We start from the raw sequence: 12,194 nt of genomic DNA, 5'->3' as shown, positions 1-12,194 counted from the left end.
CCAGCGTGGGAGCTTAGACCGGTCGCCTTGCATGACGCAAGGACGACACCCGAGTCGTCGGTCTGTTGTAGCATCCAGCCATGAACGGATTTTCTGCGCGCTTGGCCGGGGCGGTATCCGGACCGCCCCCCCCGTTTTGCACGGTCGCTCACGCTGATTGCGGCCTGTCTCACGCTGGGGGGCTGTGCGATGATGGCGCCCTCGCCACCAAACAACCAGAGCAACATCTGCGAGGTGTTCCGCGAAAACCCCAAGTGGTACGACTACGCCCGCGACTCCGAACGCAAGTGGGGCACATCGATCGCCACCCAGATGGCCTTCGTGCAGCGCGAGTCGTCCTTCCGCAGTCATGTCCGGCCACCGCGCAACCGCATTTTCGGCATCATCCCCGCCGGTCGTCCTTCTTCCTCATACGGCTACGCTCAGGCCCAGGATCCGGTCTGGAACGAATACCGGCAGGAAGCCGGCAGCCTCACCGCGAGGCGCACCCACATGAAGCATGCGACCGATTTCATTGGTTGGTACAACCGCCGCACCCACACCCAACTGGGTATCTCGCTGCAGAACGCGGAGCACCTCTACCTTGCCTACCATGAGGGCCAGGGCGGTTACCGACGGGGCACCTGGCAGGGCAAACCACAGGTTCAGCGTGCGGCAAGAGAAGTCAGTGCGCTATCGGCGACCTACGCCGGGCAGCTCGCGCAGTGCGAGGCTGAATTCCGCTGCCGCCAGATCTGGCAGGTGTGGCCCTTCTGCAGTTGAGCCCAGTGCCCAGCCGCAGACGGGCGTCAGAACCAGCCCGCATTGCGCATCGCCACGTAGGCGAGCGTGCCACCGACGATGCTGAGCAGGGGGTTGCGCGCGAACCACTGCAGGACGATCGCAAGCGCAACCGCGACGAGCTCCGGCCAAGGCCCGTGCTCATGGCTTTGCGCCGCCCCGACGACGTAGTGCACGAGGAGCAGCGTCATGATCGCCAGCGGCAGAAAACGCCCGAGTCGCTGGACGAAGGGATGCTTGTTCAACCAGTCGCCGGCAATGAAGGGCAGCGCGCGCAGCCCGAGGGTCACCAGACCGGCGGCGAAGATCGCGGTCACGACATAGGTGACGTCGGTCATGCACGCTCCCCGGCGGGCGATCGCCGCGCCTGCAACAGCGTTGCCGCCGCGATGCTGAGCGCGATCGCGACCACCAGTGCGTGGTCTGGCGCGAGCATGAAGGCAAGCGCGTAGGCCACCAGGGCAACCCAAAGCGGCGCGGCGCTATGGCGACTCCGCCACTGCTCGACGGTGAGCACCGCGAACAGAGCCGCGAGCACGAAATCCAGCCCGCTCAGGGTGATCTGGGCGCGCGCACCGATGAGCGCCCCGGCTGCGGTTCCCAGCACCCACCAGCACTGGTTCAGCATCGCCACCAACACCATCTGGCGGTGACTGGTATCACGGGGCATCGTGGTGAGTAGCGAGTACGTCTCGTCGGTGAGCGCGAAGATGAGGTAGGCGCGCACTGCCCGCGGCTTGCGCGGAAAGCTGCCGAGCAAGGACAAGCCGTAGAACATGTGGCGCAGATTCACCACCAGCGTGGCGAAAGCGATCGCACTGATCGGCATGCCGGCCGCCAGCATCGGAATCATCATGTACTGCGCCGCGCCGGCATACACCACGACGCTCGACAGGATGGCAAGCCACCAGTCGGCACCCGCCTGAACGAACAGAAACCCGAAAACCGTCCCGAGCGGGATATAACCCATCGCGACAGGCGTGGTCATCGCCATGACCGACATGGCAGGAGAGGCGTCTGGTGGCAGGGATGTTCGTGATCTTGTCATTGTGCGTGCAACGATGGCCCAGCCAATCATGAGGTCGATTGGCGGCCAGTATCTTACCCCGCCCGCGGCAAAGCCGCCGGACATGCCGAAGGCATTGAGTACGCACTGCCGACACGGTGGCTGCTAAACTGCGGCTTTACGATCTGGAGCAAGCAGATGGACGGATTTCTGATTTTTGCAGGTATTGTCGTCGTCATCGTCGTGGCGCTGATCTTCGCCGGCATCAAGACAGTACCTCAGGGCGAGAAGTGGACCGTCGAACGCTTCGGGCGCTACACCCACACGCTCGACTCGGGCCTGCGGCTGATCGTGCCTTTCATCGACCAGATCGGGCGCAGGCTGACGGTGATGGAGCAGGTGCTCGACGTCCCCGCGCAGACCGTGATTACCAAGGACAACGCGGCCGTGGTCGCCGACGGCGTGGTGTTCTTCCGTATCGACGACGCGGCCCGCGCCGCCTACCAGGTGCGTCATCTGGAGGATGCCATCGTCAACCTGACCACCACCAATCTGCGTTCGGTGATCGGGTCGATGGATCTTGACGACACCTTGTCAAACCGCCAGAAGATCAACGAGATCTTGCTCAGCGTAGTGGATGAGGCGACCAACCCCTGGGGGATCAAGATCGTCCGTATCGAGATCCGCGATCTCAAGATGTCGACTGAGCTCCAGGACGCGATGAATCTGCAGATGACCGCCGAGCGGCGGCGTCGTGCGCAGGTCACCGAGGCCAACGGCAAGCGCGAGGCCGAGATCCTCGCGGCCGAAGGTGAAAAGCGCGCCGCGGTGCTGCGAGCCGAAGGTGATCGCGAAGCCGCCTTCCTCAACGCCGAGGCGCGCGAACGTGAAGCCGAGGCCGAAGCCAAGGCGACGATGATGGTGTCCAGGGCGATCGCCTCAGGCGACATCCAGGCAGTGCAGTACTTTCTCGGACTGAAATACGTCGAGGCGCTCAACCAGATCGGCACCGGCCCGAACTCGAAACTGGTGCTGATGCCGCTCGAGGCAAGCGGCGTCACCGGTGCAGTGGCCGGCGTCACCGAACTGATCCGCCAGACCCAGACCGACAAGAGCTGAGAGCTTGTGAAGAAATCGTCGCGAGCAGAGCCGAGTGCAAGGCGCGAGCGAGCGAACGACGAGACATATCAGGTTGATAGGCGAGGAGTGAGCGAGTGAGCAACGCAGCAATCGGTTCGCGCAGCAGATTTATTCACAGGCTCTGAGCATACGGACCCGCAATGAACGCACTGGAGCCCTTATTCGTCTCGCCCTGGCCCTGGGTCATTATCGGCGCAATCCTGGTTGGCCTGGAGATCATCGCACCCGGGGTATTCCTGCTGTGGATCGGGCTCGGCGCGGTGATCGTCGGACTATCCGTGTTGATCGCACCGGAGCTGCCGATGGCATGGCAGTTGCTGGTGTTCGCGGTGGCGATGCTGGGTTCGATCGGCATCGGCTTCGCGATCCAGCGCAGGAGCCGGATCAGCTTGACCGCCACCACGCTCAACCGCGAACTCGACGCCCTGGTCGGACGCCAGGCCGAGGCCATCGATGGCTTCAGCGGGGGTCGCGGACGGATTCGGGTCGGCGACACCAGCTACACCGCCGAGAGCGAGGCACCGGTCGGCGCCGGCATGCGCTTGCGCATTACCGGACGCACACCGGAGGGTGGCTTCCTCGTCTCACCCCTGCAGGACGGCGACCAGGGCCACTAAACTCAGGAATCGGCAGGCACACGCTCGATCAATGCGGGCGTGTCGTTGCGTACATTGCCCACCGCACGCGACACCTCATGCATGGCAAACGTCTGGTCCGCGGCCGGCACCAGCAAGGGAGCCAGGCGCGCGGGCGGTGTGGCGCCATCGAGCCAGGCGCCATAGTCGCCCGGTTCGATCACCACCGGCATGCGCTCGTGCAGGGAGGCGAGCGTCGCGTTCGCCGCAGTCGTCACGATAGTGAAGCTGTCGATGGTTTCATCGTTTCCCGGGCGTCGCCAGCGCTCCCACAGACCGGCCAGCGCGAGCAGCGTGTCGCCGGCCGCATGCACATAGTATGGCTGCTTGCCGCCGGCCACCGGCTTCCACTCGTAGAAGCCGTTGATCGGAACGATGCAGCGGCGGCTGCGATAGGCGTTGCGGAAGGCCGGCTTGTCCGCCAGAGTCTCCCCGCGCGCATTGACCAGGCGCGCACCGATGGTTTCGTCCCGGCTCCAGGCCGGCACCAGCCCCCAGCGCAACAGATGGATCACCCGCTGGCCGTCCGGACGCTGGCGCAGTACCGGCAGCCATTGCGAAGGCGCGGCGTTGTAGCGCGGCGTGAAGTCGAAGCCCTCCAGATCGGCGTCGAACTGCTCGCGCAGACGCGAAACCGGCCCGTAGAGCGCATAGCGGCCACACATCCTCAGTCTCCCGGGGCGCCGAGCAGCAGGGCCTCGCCCGAAGCCTCTCGCAGATTGAAGTCCGCCACAGCGTCCAGCGGGGAGGTCCCGGGGTTCATGTCAGCCCGAGCCCGTGTCGCGCCGGCAGTCGCCCGCCCGGCGGGGCGAGGACCGGATCGCCCGGGGCGATCGACCCGCCCGCGACCACCTCGGCATAGACGCCGAAGACCGCATCGCCGGTCAGCCGGATGAGCGGCCGCAATACATCAAGATCCGCCTCGCCGGAGCGCGGATTGGCACGGGTCGCAGCACAGCGCAGGATCGGCTCGAGCACGCGCAGTCGCGCTTCGCCCACATGAATCTCCTGACCAACCCAATCCAGTTCCTGCCACGGCAGGCCACCGGCGACCAGAAGGTTGGCGCGAAAGCGTTCGACCTCCACCGGCCGGCCGACCGCTTCGGATACATCGTGCAGCGATGCGAGGCAGGCAATCGAGACCAGGGGCGGCTCGGCGTCGCAAAAGGCGAATCCGCGGCCTTCGACCAGGCTCACCCGGCCGCGCGCGGCGCCACCGGCCTGATCCGCAATCAAGGCCTCGACCGCCTTGCGCCCTTCGCCGGATCCAAGATCGGCACGGAGCAGCACGCGCCCCTCGCGCACGAACTCGAACACCTCGCCCTCGCCAGCGCGCCGCAGCGACAGGGACGCCAGCGAGGGCAGACTGTCCAGCGCCAGAAACGCCCGTTTTGGCAGCCAGCGCGGCGCATCCGGGTCGATTCCAGCGGCACCATGAGCCATTGCCCAGCGCCGATCGTCGGGCACGCCACAGCCGAACCCAAGGTCGGCGCGTGACAGCACTTCCGCCGACAGCCCCTTGATCGGATAGCGCGCAATCGCGGACAGAGTGAGCGACATCGGACCGGGCTCGGCTGGCTCAGAGTTCGATGACCCGACCCGGGTTGAGCAGATTCCGGGGGTCGAGCGCGTGCTTCAGTGTGCGCATCAAGGCGAGTTCTGTCTCGTTGCGGCTCCAACCCAGCCAGCCGCGCTTCTCGACCCCGATACCATGTTCGGCCGACACCGATCCGCCAATCGCCTTCAGCGGACCATAGACCGCCTCGTCGCTTGCGTCATGATCCGCGTCCGGGCTTTCCGGCTGGACGAAAAGGTGCAGGTTGCCGTCGGCGATGTGGCCGAACATGATCGCGCGGCCCTGCGGCCAGCGCGCATGGATGCGCTGCGCCACCTCGTCGGCGTAATCGGCCATGCAGCGTATCGGCAGGCTGACGTCGTAGAGAAAGGTCTTGCGCCCGGCGAGCATGGCCTCGAAATTCTCGCGTACCTCCCACAGCGCCCGCCGTTCGGTCTCGGACTGCGGGATCACCGCGTCCTCGATGAGCCCGCTGTCCAGCGTCTGTTCGAGCAGGCGTTCGAAGCGGGTCGCGTCGGCCCCCGGGTCGCCACCCTCGGCCTGGAGCAGCACGTAGAACGGGTGCTCCCGCGGCATCGGCGGCCTGTGCCCGCCGGGCTCGGTGGCGGCTGTGTAGTAGTTGTTCCACATCACCTCGAAGGCACTCAGCGTGCCGCCGAGGTCGCGCTGCGCCCGCTGGAGCAGAGTGGTGACCCTGTCGAAGTCCGCGCAGGCCACCATCGCCGCGTTGCAGCTCGTCGGCAAGGGTGCCAGACGCACCACCACGCGGGTGACGATGCCCAGGGTGCCTTCGGTACCGATCATGAGCTGCTTGAGATCGTAGCCGGCGTTGTTCTTGAGCATCTCGTTCATGCTCGACAGCACCGTCCCGTCTGCCAGCACCGCCTCCAGGCCGAGCACCAGGTTGCGCATCATGCCGTAGCGCAAGACATTGATGCCGCCGGCATTGGTCGCAACGTTGCCACCGATGGTGCAACTGCCTCGCGCGCCGAGGTCGAGCGCGAACAGCAGCTCGTGCTCGCGCGCCGCCTCCTGCAGGGCCTGCAGCGTGACGCCAGCCTGCACTGTCGCAGTCGCACCAATGGTGTCGATGGCCTCGATGCGGTTCATGCGCTCCAGCGAGATGATCACCTCGCGCTCGGTCGACGCCGCACCGGCGGCGCAGCCGGTCTTGCCACCCTGGGTGCATACCGGCTGATCGAATCGGTGGCAGATCGCCATCGCCTCGGCCAGTTCGGCGGTGTCGCGCGGCCTCACGATGGCAAGCGCCCGCGTCGGCGCCGCATCCCAATAGCTGGTCGCGCGCTGCGCCACCGCCTCGCCGGTCAGCACCGAGCCCTCGCCGAGCGCGTCAGTCAGGGCACGCACTACATCGTTCATCTCTGCCTCCTTCGTCGTATCCTTTTTAGGGTAGGAGCTTGTCACACTGATCAGGATGTGTCGAATGCCGCGATTTGCTTCAACAAAAGCCTTCGCAGCGGCGCGACCGAGCTCCCCGGGCAGGCGGATCAACACTCGTGCCGATTGCAAACACCTGAATTCCCGTCCAAACTGCCGCTCGACCCCAACACCAGCCCAGCAAAGTCCACGCATGCACGCCAAGTCGTCGCGCCAGACGGGTTCTCTAAGCCTACTCGCACTGTCAGCCTGTCTGTCAGGCGGTTCGGGTTTCGCGTTTGCGGACACCGACCTCTTCTTCAGCGAGCTGCCCACGGTCGCATCCATCAGCCGGCTGCCTCAGCGACAAGCAGATGCGCCAGCATCCGTCACCGTCATCGACCGGGCGATGATTCGCGCCTCCGGCGCACGAAGCTTGAGCGACGTATTCCGGCTGGTGCCGGGCTTTCAGACTCATGCGGCCAGCGATGCCTCGGCGAGGGTCAACTATCATGGCGTCGCCGACAACGATCACTCACCGCGCGCTCAGGTTCTGGTGGATGGCCGCTCGCTGCACTCGCCCCTTTTCCGCAGCGGGGTCAATTGGTCGCTGATTCCGGTCGCGCTCGAGGACATTGACCGCATCGAGGTGGTGCGCGGTTCAAACACGACCTCCTACGGCACTAATGCGTTTCTGGGCGTGATCAACATCGTGACCATCGACCCCGCGCTTGCACATGGCGCTTCGCTGTCCGTGTCCCGTGGCAACCAGGGGGTCCGCGACGACACCCTGCGCGGCGCCGTTTCGCTGAGTGAAGAGACACGAGTCCGGATTACCTTTCAACAGCAGCGTGACGATGGACTCGAAGAGCGCGCCGACGGAAACCGCTTCTCCAACTGGAAGGACCGCAATCGTTCAAAACTGCTCGACCTGCGCCTGCAGCACCAGCTCGATTTCAGCAATACGCTGGAGATGGGCCTTGGTCGGGTGGAGAGCCTGCGCCTCACCGGCCGTCGAGATCCGGGAACTGGCGTGCCCGAAGGCCTCGATCCGCTCCGGAACCTCGAGGAATCCTCGACCTGGCTGCAGCTACGCTGGTTACAGGCGCGCAGCGATAGCAGTGACCTTTCGCTGCGCTACACCTACAGCGACGACCGCGCCAACGCGCGCTTCGACGCGCCGGCAATCCCTCCCGCCCTTGAGGCGCTTATCGGCAAGCCCTACTCGCCCATCGACACGAATGGCGATCGGGGAACCCGGCACGAGATCGAGCTGACGCATACCGCTTTGCTCGGAAGCCAATTTCGGACCTCATCGGGCGCAAGCTGGCGTCGCGACACGCTTTACTCCGACACTACGCTACGCGACCGCAGCCCCGCTCACCGGAGTGTGAGCCGTCTGTTCCTCAACACCGAATGGCGACCAACGAACTGGCTTACAGGCAATGCCGGGGCCTCGGTCGAACACGATTCGCTTGCCGGCAGACATTTTGCGCCGCGCGCCAGCGCGGCTTTCCACATTCTTCCGGAACACACCGTCCGCCTCGGCTATTCGCGCGCATGGAGGACGCCCAGTATCCTCGAGTATCGCGGGCGTTCGCTGATAACGCCCAAGCTCGCATACTCGGTCGGCAACCGTGACCTGCCGGCCGAGCGGCTTGATAGCTGGGAGCTCGGTTACCTCGGGCACTGGCCGGAGGCCCGCACAAGCCTGGATGTACGTGTGTTCTCCGAGCGTCTGCGCAACCGGCTGCAGGATCTCATCAAGTCCTCGGAAACCTTCGGTTTTCTCCCGTTTCCCGCAGCAAATGACACACCCTACACGGTTGAGCCGATCCAGAATCTGCATACGCGAGGTTACGAACTCCAGTGGAAGTGGCAACCGCTCGACGGCACGCGTCTGTCGATAGCGCACGCCAACATAAGGGTTTCCGTCAGGGACACCGCGCGAGGCCGATCCCTCCAGTTGGATCCTGCCGGTAATTATCAATCGGGTTACGAGCGTTATCGTGAACTGGCGGAACGTTCCGCACCGCGCCGTTCGACTTCCGTGCTCCTCACCCAGGCCCTGCCCGCCGGGGCCGACCTGTCCGTCGCCTGGTATCGAGTCGGAGACATCAAATGGACCCGGGGCACTTTCGCGCCGGGTTACGAACGTTTCGATCTGCGAGTCGCGCACCCGCTTCGCGTCGGAAGCCAGCGTGGCGAGATCGCGTATACCGCGCAATCCCTCAAGGGTGCTCACTTCGAGCAACGCGAACAACGCGTCGTAGACCGTCGGCATTGGGTTACCCTACGTCTGGACTTCTGAAACCCGCCCCGGACCGCGCTCGATGCCCCAACGCATTCGACGACTTCTCACCCTGCTCGTCGTCCTGATGCTGCCCCTGCCCGCCGCCGGGCAGGAGATCGCGCTGTTGCTCACGTCTCGCGACGGCGCCTACGCCGAATTCCTCGAAGCGCTCGGATCGGGCGCGGAAGCGACCGGGATCGAACTGACCGATGCCGGTACGGCCTCAGGGCAGATCGACGAGCAGGCGCTGCAGCTCGCCGACTGGGTGCTGGCCGGGGGCCTCGCGGCAGCCGAGGCAGTGCTTGACTTGCCGGGTGAGGCTCCGCTACTGGTGACACTGGTATCGCTGAATCAATACCAAGGGCTGGTCAAGAAATATCCGAACCGCGATATTTCGGCGATCGTGCTCGATCAGCCCCTGTCCCGACAGCTTGCCTTGCTCCGCAAGCTGATGCCCGAGTGTCGAAGTCTGGGCGTGCTTTCCGGCCCACAAAACGCTGACCGGATCGACCGCCTTCGGCTTGAGGCAACAGATGTCGGGGTCAGGCTGGTAAGCGCCACCATCAGCACCGGCGGCGAACTCAACCGCGCGATTGAGCGGGTGTTGGGCGAAGCCGAAGCCTTTCTGGCGCTGCCCGACCCCCTGATTGCCACGCCAATGGCAGCGCGGGCGATTCTGCTGTCGAGTTACCGCCATCGCCGCCCGGTTTTCGCGTATTCGCGAGCCTACGTCGAAGCGGGCGCACTCGCCGCAGTGTTCAGCACACCAGCGGACAGCGCGCGCGATGCCCTCGCGTGGTTGGTGACCGCGCAGGAACGCGGAACACCACCCGCCGACTCGCAGTGGCCGAAACACTTCGATCTGGCGGTAAATGCACAGGTCGCACGAGCCCTGAACGTGGCAGTGCCGTCAACGAGCACGCTCCTCGCGCGCCTGCGCGCGCTTGAGGTGCAGGAGGAGCCGTGATGAAGACATCCCTCAAGCCGCTACTGCTGAGCGCGGTGATACTGCCTGCGGCTCTGCTCGCCACCGTGATCTCGATGGTCTTTATCGCGTTTGGGCTGCGCGCACTGGACACCGAGTTCGAGGAACGAGGTCTGGGCATCGTGAGCTTTCTCGCTCCGGCGGCGGAATACGGACTCATCTCGGGCAACCGTCCAGCACTGGACGCGCTGGCATTCGGCGTGCTCGAGCAGCGCGATGTCGTCGCGATCGCCTTTTTCGATGCCGAGGTCAGACCCCTAGTCCAGAGCGGCCGACTGAGTTCGACGCCTCAGGCGACACTGTCGGAGGTGAATAGTCCGGTCATTCTGGGCAAGGAGGGCGAACGGATGGTGCTCGCCGCGCCCGTCATGGCCCTGCCCCTGGCCATCGACGATCTGATGCGCGACGTCGCCGCACTGGACGACACAAGCCGGATCGGATGGACGGTGATCGAACTCGACACCCGGAGCCTTGAGCGAAGCAAGCAGGACATGTGGTTCCGCACGCTCCTGGTAACGGCGCTCGCCCTGATGGTAACCGCCTGGCTCGCGACGTCTCTCGCCGGTCGTTTCAGTGACGTCATCGCGCGCCTCGCGGGGGCGGTGGACGCGCTCAGAGCGGGACGGCTCGATATCGTCGTCGAGGAAGCCTCCGACATCCGCGAGCTGCGCACGCTGCAGCAGGGTTTCAACCAGATGGCCAGGTCGATTTCGGAATCACAGGCGACACTGCAGGCTCGAGTCGACGAGGCTACGGCACAGCTCGCGCATCTCGCGCTGCATGACCCGCTCACCGGACTGCCGAACCGGCGGGCCTTCGAACAGGCCCTGGACGACGCCGTGATCCTCTCGCGCCGGGCGGGCGACCGCGATGCGCTGTGCTTCATCGACCTGGATCGCTTCAAGATCGTGAACGACACCGCTGGCCATGCCGCCGGGGATGAATTGCTGCGTCAGGTGGGTGAACTGATCCGCAAGCACGTGCGCGCCAGCGATCACCTCTACCGTATCGGTGGCGACGAGTTCGTGTTGATTCTCCGCGGCTGCGGCCAGGAGGAAGCGCGCAAGATCGCCGAGAATCTCCGTGAAGCGGTCTCCACCCTCAAATTCGACTGGGAGGGCACGGCCTTCACCATTGGTGCGAGCATCGGCCTGGTGCGTATCCTGGGAGAGGACAAGAGCGCCGCGGACATCCTGGTCGCCGCCGACCTCGCCTGCTATGCGGCCAAGAAGGGAGGACGCAACCAGGTTCATGAACCCGTCGCGGCAGCCGACTCCTGCGACTGAGGCCACGGTACAGGTTCAACGTCGACTGGCCGCAAGATGCTCGAACAGTTCGCGCGCGAAAACCGGCAAGGCTTGGGGGTTTCGCGCGACCAGCTCGAGCCTGCGCTCGGCCCAGGGCTCGGACAGCGGAATGACGCGAATATCCATCGAGCGTGCGTGACGCCGCGCGGACGACAACGGCAGCACGCCGACGCCGACCCCTGCCTCAATCATCCTGCACATGGCCTCGAAGCTGCCCACCTGCACGCGCGGGCGATACTGCCCGCCAATCGACTCCGCCGTTCTCGACAGAAATGCATGAATCGCGCTGTGCGCCTGCAGGCTGACATGATGCTCGACCAGCAATTCGCCGAAACCGACCGCTTCGCGGCTGGCAAGCGGATGCCGGCTCGAGGTCACGGCAACGAGCTGGTTGCGGCCATAGGAGCGTACGACGAGATCGTCGGTTCGCACATCGCCTGCGACGATGCCGATGTCCGCCTCACCGGCAACGACTGCGCGCACGATGTCTTCACTGAGACATTCCCGCAGATCGACACCGACACCGGGATGGGCGGCAAGAAAGCCCGCCAGGGCCTCGGGCAGATACTCGGTGATCGAAGTGGTGTTGGCGAAGATGCGCACATGGCCGACCACGCCCTTGGCGTAATCCTGCATGTCACAACGCAGGTGTTCGACCTGCTGCATCACGCGCCGGGCATGGTAGAGGAGGGCCTTGCCTGCCTCGGTCTCGGTGGTACCCTGGGCGCTACGCAGCAGCAGCTTGGTGCCGATGGACTCCTCCATCTGCTTGATCCGGGCCGAAGCCGCCGCAAGCGAGATGCATGACTTCTCGGCACCGCGGGTGAGGCTGTGCGTTTCGGTCACATGGATGAAGAGCTGAAGGTCAAAAAGGTCGAAGCGCATGCTCATCGGCTGGTTTCCGCTGGGTCCGTTCTGTCGCTCGGCCATCGAGGATACGCCTGCCAGGATGATCGGTGGACAGTGTTTTCCACAGTTGCCTGACGACACCCGAGACGGGAAGATGATTGCGCCTGTTCTCGCTTGTGCTGGCGGCGCGCCACGGCGACCGAGAACAGACCCAGGCCGAGCAATCGCACACGCAGACATGACCAA

Annotated in this window: 12 protein-coding genes; 6 read left to right on the top strand and 6 right to left on the bottom strand. The window is 64.9% G+C overall.

Annotated features, from left to right (window positions below; all coding sequences use genetic code 11):
• Window positions 1–93: 93 nt before the first annotated feature.
• Entirely contained in the window at window positions 94–762 is a 669-nt protein-coding gene (locus tag GPA21_RS06160; protein WP_339379839.1) for a transglycosylase SLT domain-containing protein, read from the top strand.
• Window positions 763–788: 26 nt separating this feature from the next.
• On the opposite strand, the gene GPA21_RS06155 is transcribed toward GPA21_RS06160, so the two are convergent.
• Entirely contained in the window at window positions 789–1,118 is a 330-nt protein-coding gene (locus GPA21_RS06155) for a branched-chain amino acid transporter permease (RefSeq protein ID WP_168987337.1), read from the bottom strand.
• On the bottom strand, window positions 1,115–1,768 hold the full coding sequence (locus tag GPA21_RS06150) for an AzlC family ABC transporter permease (protein ID WP_211163450.1): 654 nt from the start codon (window positions 1,766–1,768) through the stop codon (window positions 1,115–1,117). The genes GPA21_RS06155 and GPA21_RS06150 overlap by 4 nt, the downstream gene beginning before the upstream one ends.
• Before the next feature lie 216 nt (window positions 1,769–1,984).
• On the opposite strand from GPA21_RS06150, the gene GPA21_RS06145 reads away from it, so the two are divergent.
• Together GPA21_RS06145 and GPA21_RS06140 are read left to right on the top strand one after the other, a co-directional pair.
• On the top strand, window positions 1,985–2,905 hold the full coding sequence (locus tag GPA21_RS06145) for an SPFH domain-containing protein (protein WP_168987335.1): 921 nt from the start codon (window positions 1,985–1,987) through the stop codon (window positions 2,903–2,905).
• 161 nt (window positions 2,906–3,066) lie between these two features.
• Window positions 3,067–3,543, top strand: a complete 477-nt coding sequence (locus GPA21_RS06140; protein ID WP_168987334.1) for an NfeD family protein — start codon at window positions 3,067–3,069, stop codon at window positions 3,541–3,543.
• 2 nt (window positions 3,544–3,545) lie between these two features.
• Here the strand turns inward: GPA21_RS06140 and GPA21_RS06135 are convergent, their stop codons facing one another.
• From GPA21_RS06135 to GPA21_RS06125, 3 genes are all read right to left on the bottom strand, one after another.
• A complete protein-coding gene (locus GPA21_RS06135) occupies window positions 3,546–4,226 on the bottom strand; it encodes an SOS response-associated peptidase (RefSeq protein ID WP_168987333.1) in 681 nt (226 codons plus the stop codon).
• 94 nt (window positions 4,227–4,320) lie between these two features.
• The gene (locus tag GPA21_RS06130; RefSeq protein ID WP_168987332.1) at window positions 4,321–5,121 is read right to left on the bottom strand and encodes an MOSC domain-containing protein; all 801 of its coding nucleotides are present in this window, start codon (window positions 5,119–5,121) and stop codon (window positions 4,321–4,323) included.
• A 19-nt stretch (window positions 5,122–5,140) separates the two neighbouring features.
• Window positions 5,141–6,517: an FAD-binding oxidoreductase gene (locus tag GPA21_RS06125; protein ID WP_168987331.1), complete on the bottom strand. Its 1,377-nt coding sequence runs from the start codon at window positions 6,515–6,517 to the stop codon at window positions 5,141–5,143.
• A gap of 211 nt (window positions 6,518–6,728) precedes the next feature.
• Between GPA21_RS06125 and GPA21_RS06120 the strand changes: the two genes are divergently transcribed.
• The 3 genes from GPA21_RS06120 to GPA21_RS06110 are packed head-to-tail and all read left to right on the top strand — an operon-like array spanning window position 6,729 to window position 11,078.
• Window positions 6,729–8,825: a TonB-dependent receptor plug domain-containing protein gene (locus tag GPA21_RS06120; protein ID WP_168987330.1), complete on the top strand. Its 2,097-nt coding sequence runs from the start codon at window positions 6,729–6,731 to the stop codon at window positions 8,823–8,825.
• Window positions 8,826–8,847: 22 nt separating this feature from the next.
• The gene (locus tag GPA21_RS06115; RefSeq protein WP_168987329.1) at window positions 8,848–9,774 is read left to right on the top strand and encodes an ABC transporter substrate-binding protein; all 927 of its coding nucleotides are present in this window, start codon (window positions 8,848–8,850) and stop codon (window positions 9,772–9,774) included.
• On the top strand, window positions 9,774–11,078 hold the full coding sequence (locus GPA21_RS06110) for a GGDEF domain-containing protein (RefSeq protein WP_168987328.1): 1,305 nt from the start codon (window positions 9,774–9,776) through the stop codon (window positions 11,076–11,078). The genes GPA21_RS06115 and GPA21_RS06110 overlap by 1 nt, the downstream gene beginning before the upstream one ends.
• Before the next feature lie 15 nt (window positions 11,079–11,093).
• Here GPA21_RS06110 and GPA21_RS06105 read toward each other — a convergent pair whose 3' ends face one another.
• The gene (locus tag GPA21_RS06105; protein WP_168987327.1) at window positions 11,094–11,990 is read right to left on the bottom strand and encodes a LysR family transcriptional regulator; all 897 of its coding nucleotides are present in this window, start codon (window positions 11,988–11,990) and stop codon (window positions 11,094–11,096) included.
• Window positions 11,991–12,194 lie beyond the last annotated feature (204 nt).

It is taken from the genome of Azoarcus taiwanensis, assembly GCF_012910885.1.
Lineage (GTDB): Bacteria > Pseudomonadota > Gammaproteobacteria > Burkholderiales > Rhodocyclaceae > Azoarcus_F > Azoarcus_F taiwanensis.
Note: the sequence above shows the minus strand (reverse complement) of the source record. Positions and strands in the feature narration are given on the sequence as shown.

Bases quoted from the DNA above. Each gene is read 5' to 3' on its own strand.
- GPA21_RS06115 (WP_168987329.1), top strand. From the start codon at position 8,848: ATGCCCCAACGCATTCGACGACTTCTCACCCTGCTCGTCGTCCTGATG.
- GPA21_RS06150 (WP_211163450.1), bottom strand. From the start codon at position 1,768: ATGACCACGCCTGTCGCGATGGGTTATATCCCGCTCGGGACGGTTTTC.
- GPA21_RS06140 (WP_168987334.1), top strand. From the start codon at position 3,067: ATGAACGCACTGGAGCCCTTATTCGTCTCGCCCTGGCCCTGGGTCATT.
- GPA21_RS06155 (WP_168987337.1), bottom strand. From the start codon at position 1,118: ATGACCGACGTCACCTATGTCGTGACCGCGATCTTCGCCGCCGGTCTG.
- GPA21_RS06120 (WP_168987330.1), top strand. From the start codon at position 6,729: ATGCACGCCAAGTCGTCGCGCCAGACGGGTTCTCTAAGCCTACTCGCA.
- GPA21_RS06105 (WP_168987327.1), bottom strand. From the start codon at position 11,990: ATGAGCATGCGCTTCGACCTTTTTGACCTTCAGCTCTTCATCCATGTG.
- GPA21_RS06135 (WP_168987333.1), bottom strand. From the start codon at position 4,226: ATGTGTGGCCGCTATGCGCTCTACGGGCCGGTTTCGCGTCTGCGCGAG.
- GPA21_RS06145 (WP_168987335.1), top strand. From the start codon at position 1,985: ATGGACGGATTTCTGATTTTTGCAGGTATTGTCGTCGTCATCGTCGTG.
- GPA21_RS06130 (WP_168987332.1), bottom strand. From the start codon at position 5,121: ATGTCGCTCACTCTGTCCGCGATTGCGCGCTATCCGATCAAGGGGCTG.
- GPA21_RS06125 (WP_168987331.1), bottom strand. From the start codon at position 6,517: ATGAACGATGTAGTGCGTGCCCTGACTGACGCGCTCGGCGAGGGCTCG.
- GPA21_RS06110 (WP_168987328.1), top strand. From the start codon at position 9,774: ATGAAGACATCCCTCAAGCCGCTACTGCTGAGCGCGGTGATACTGCCT.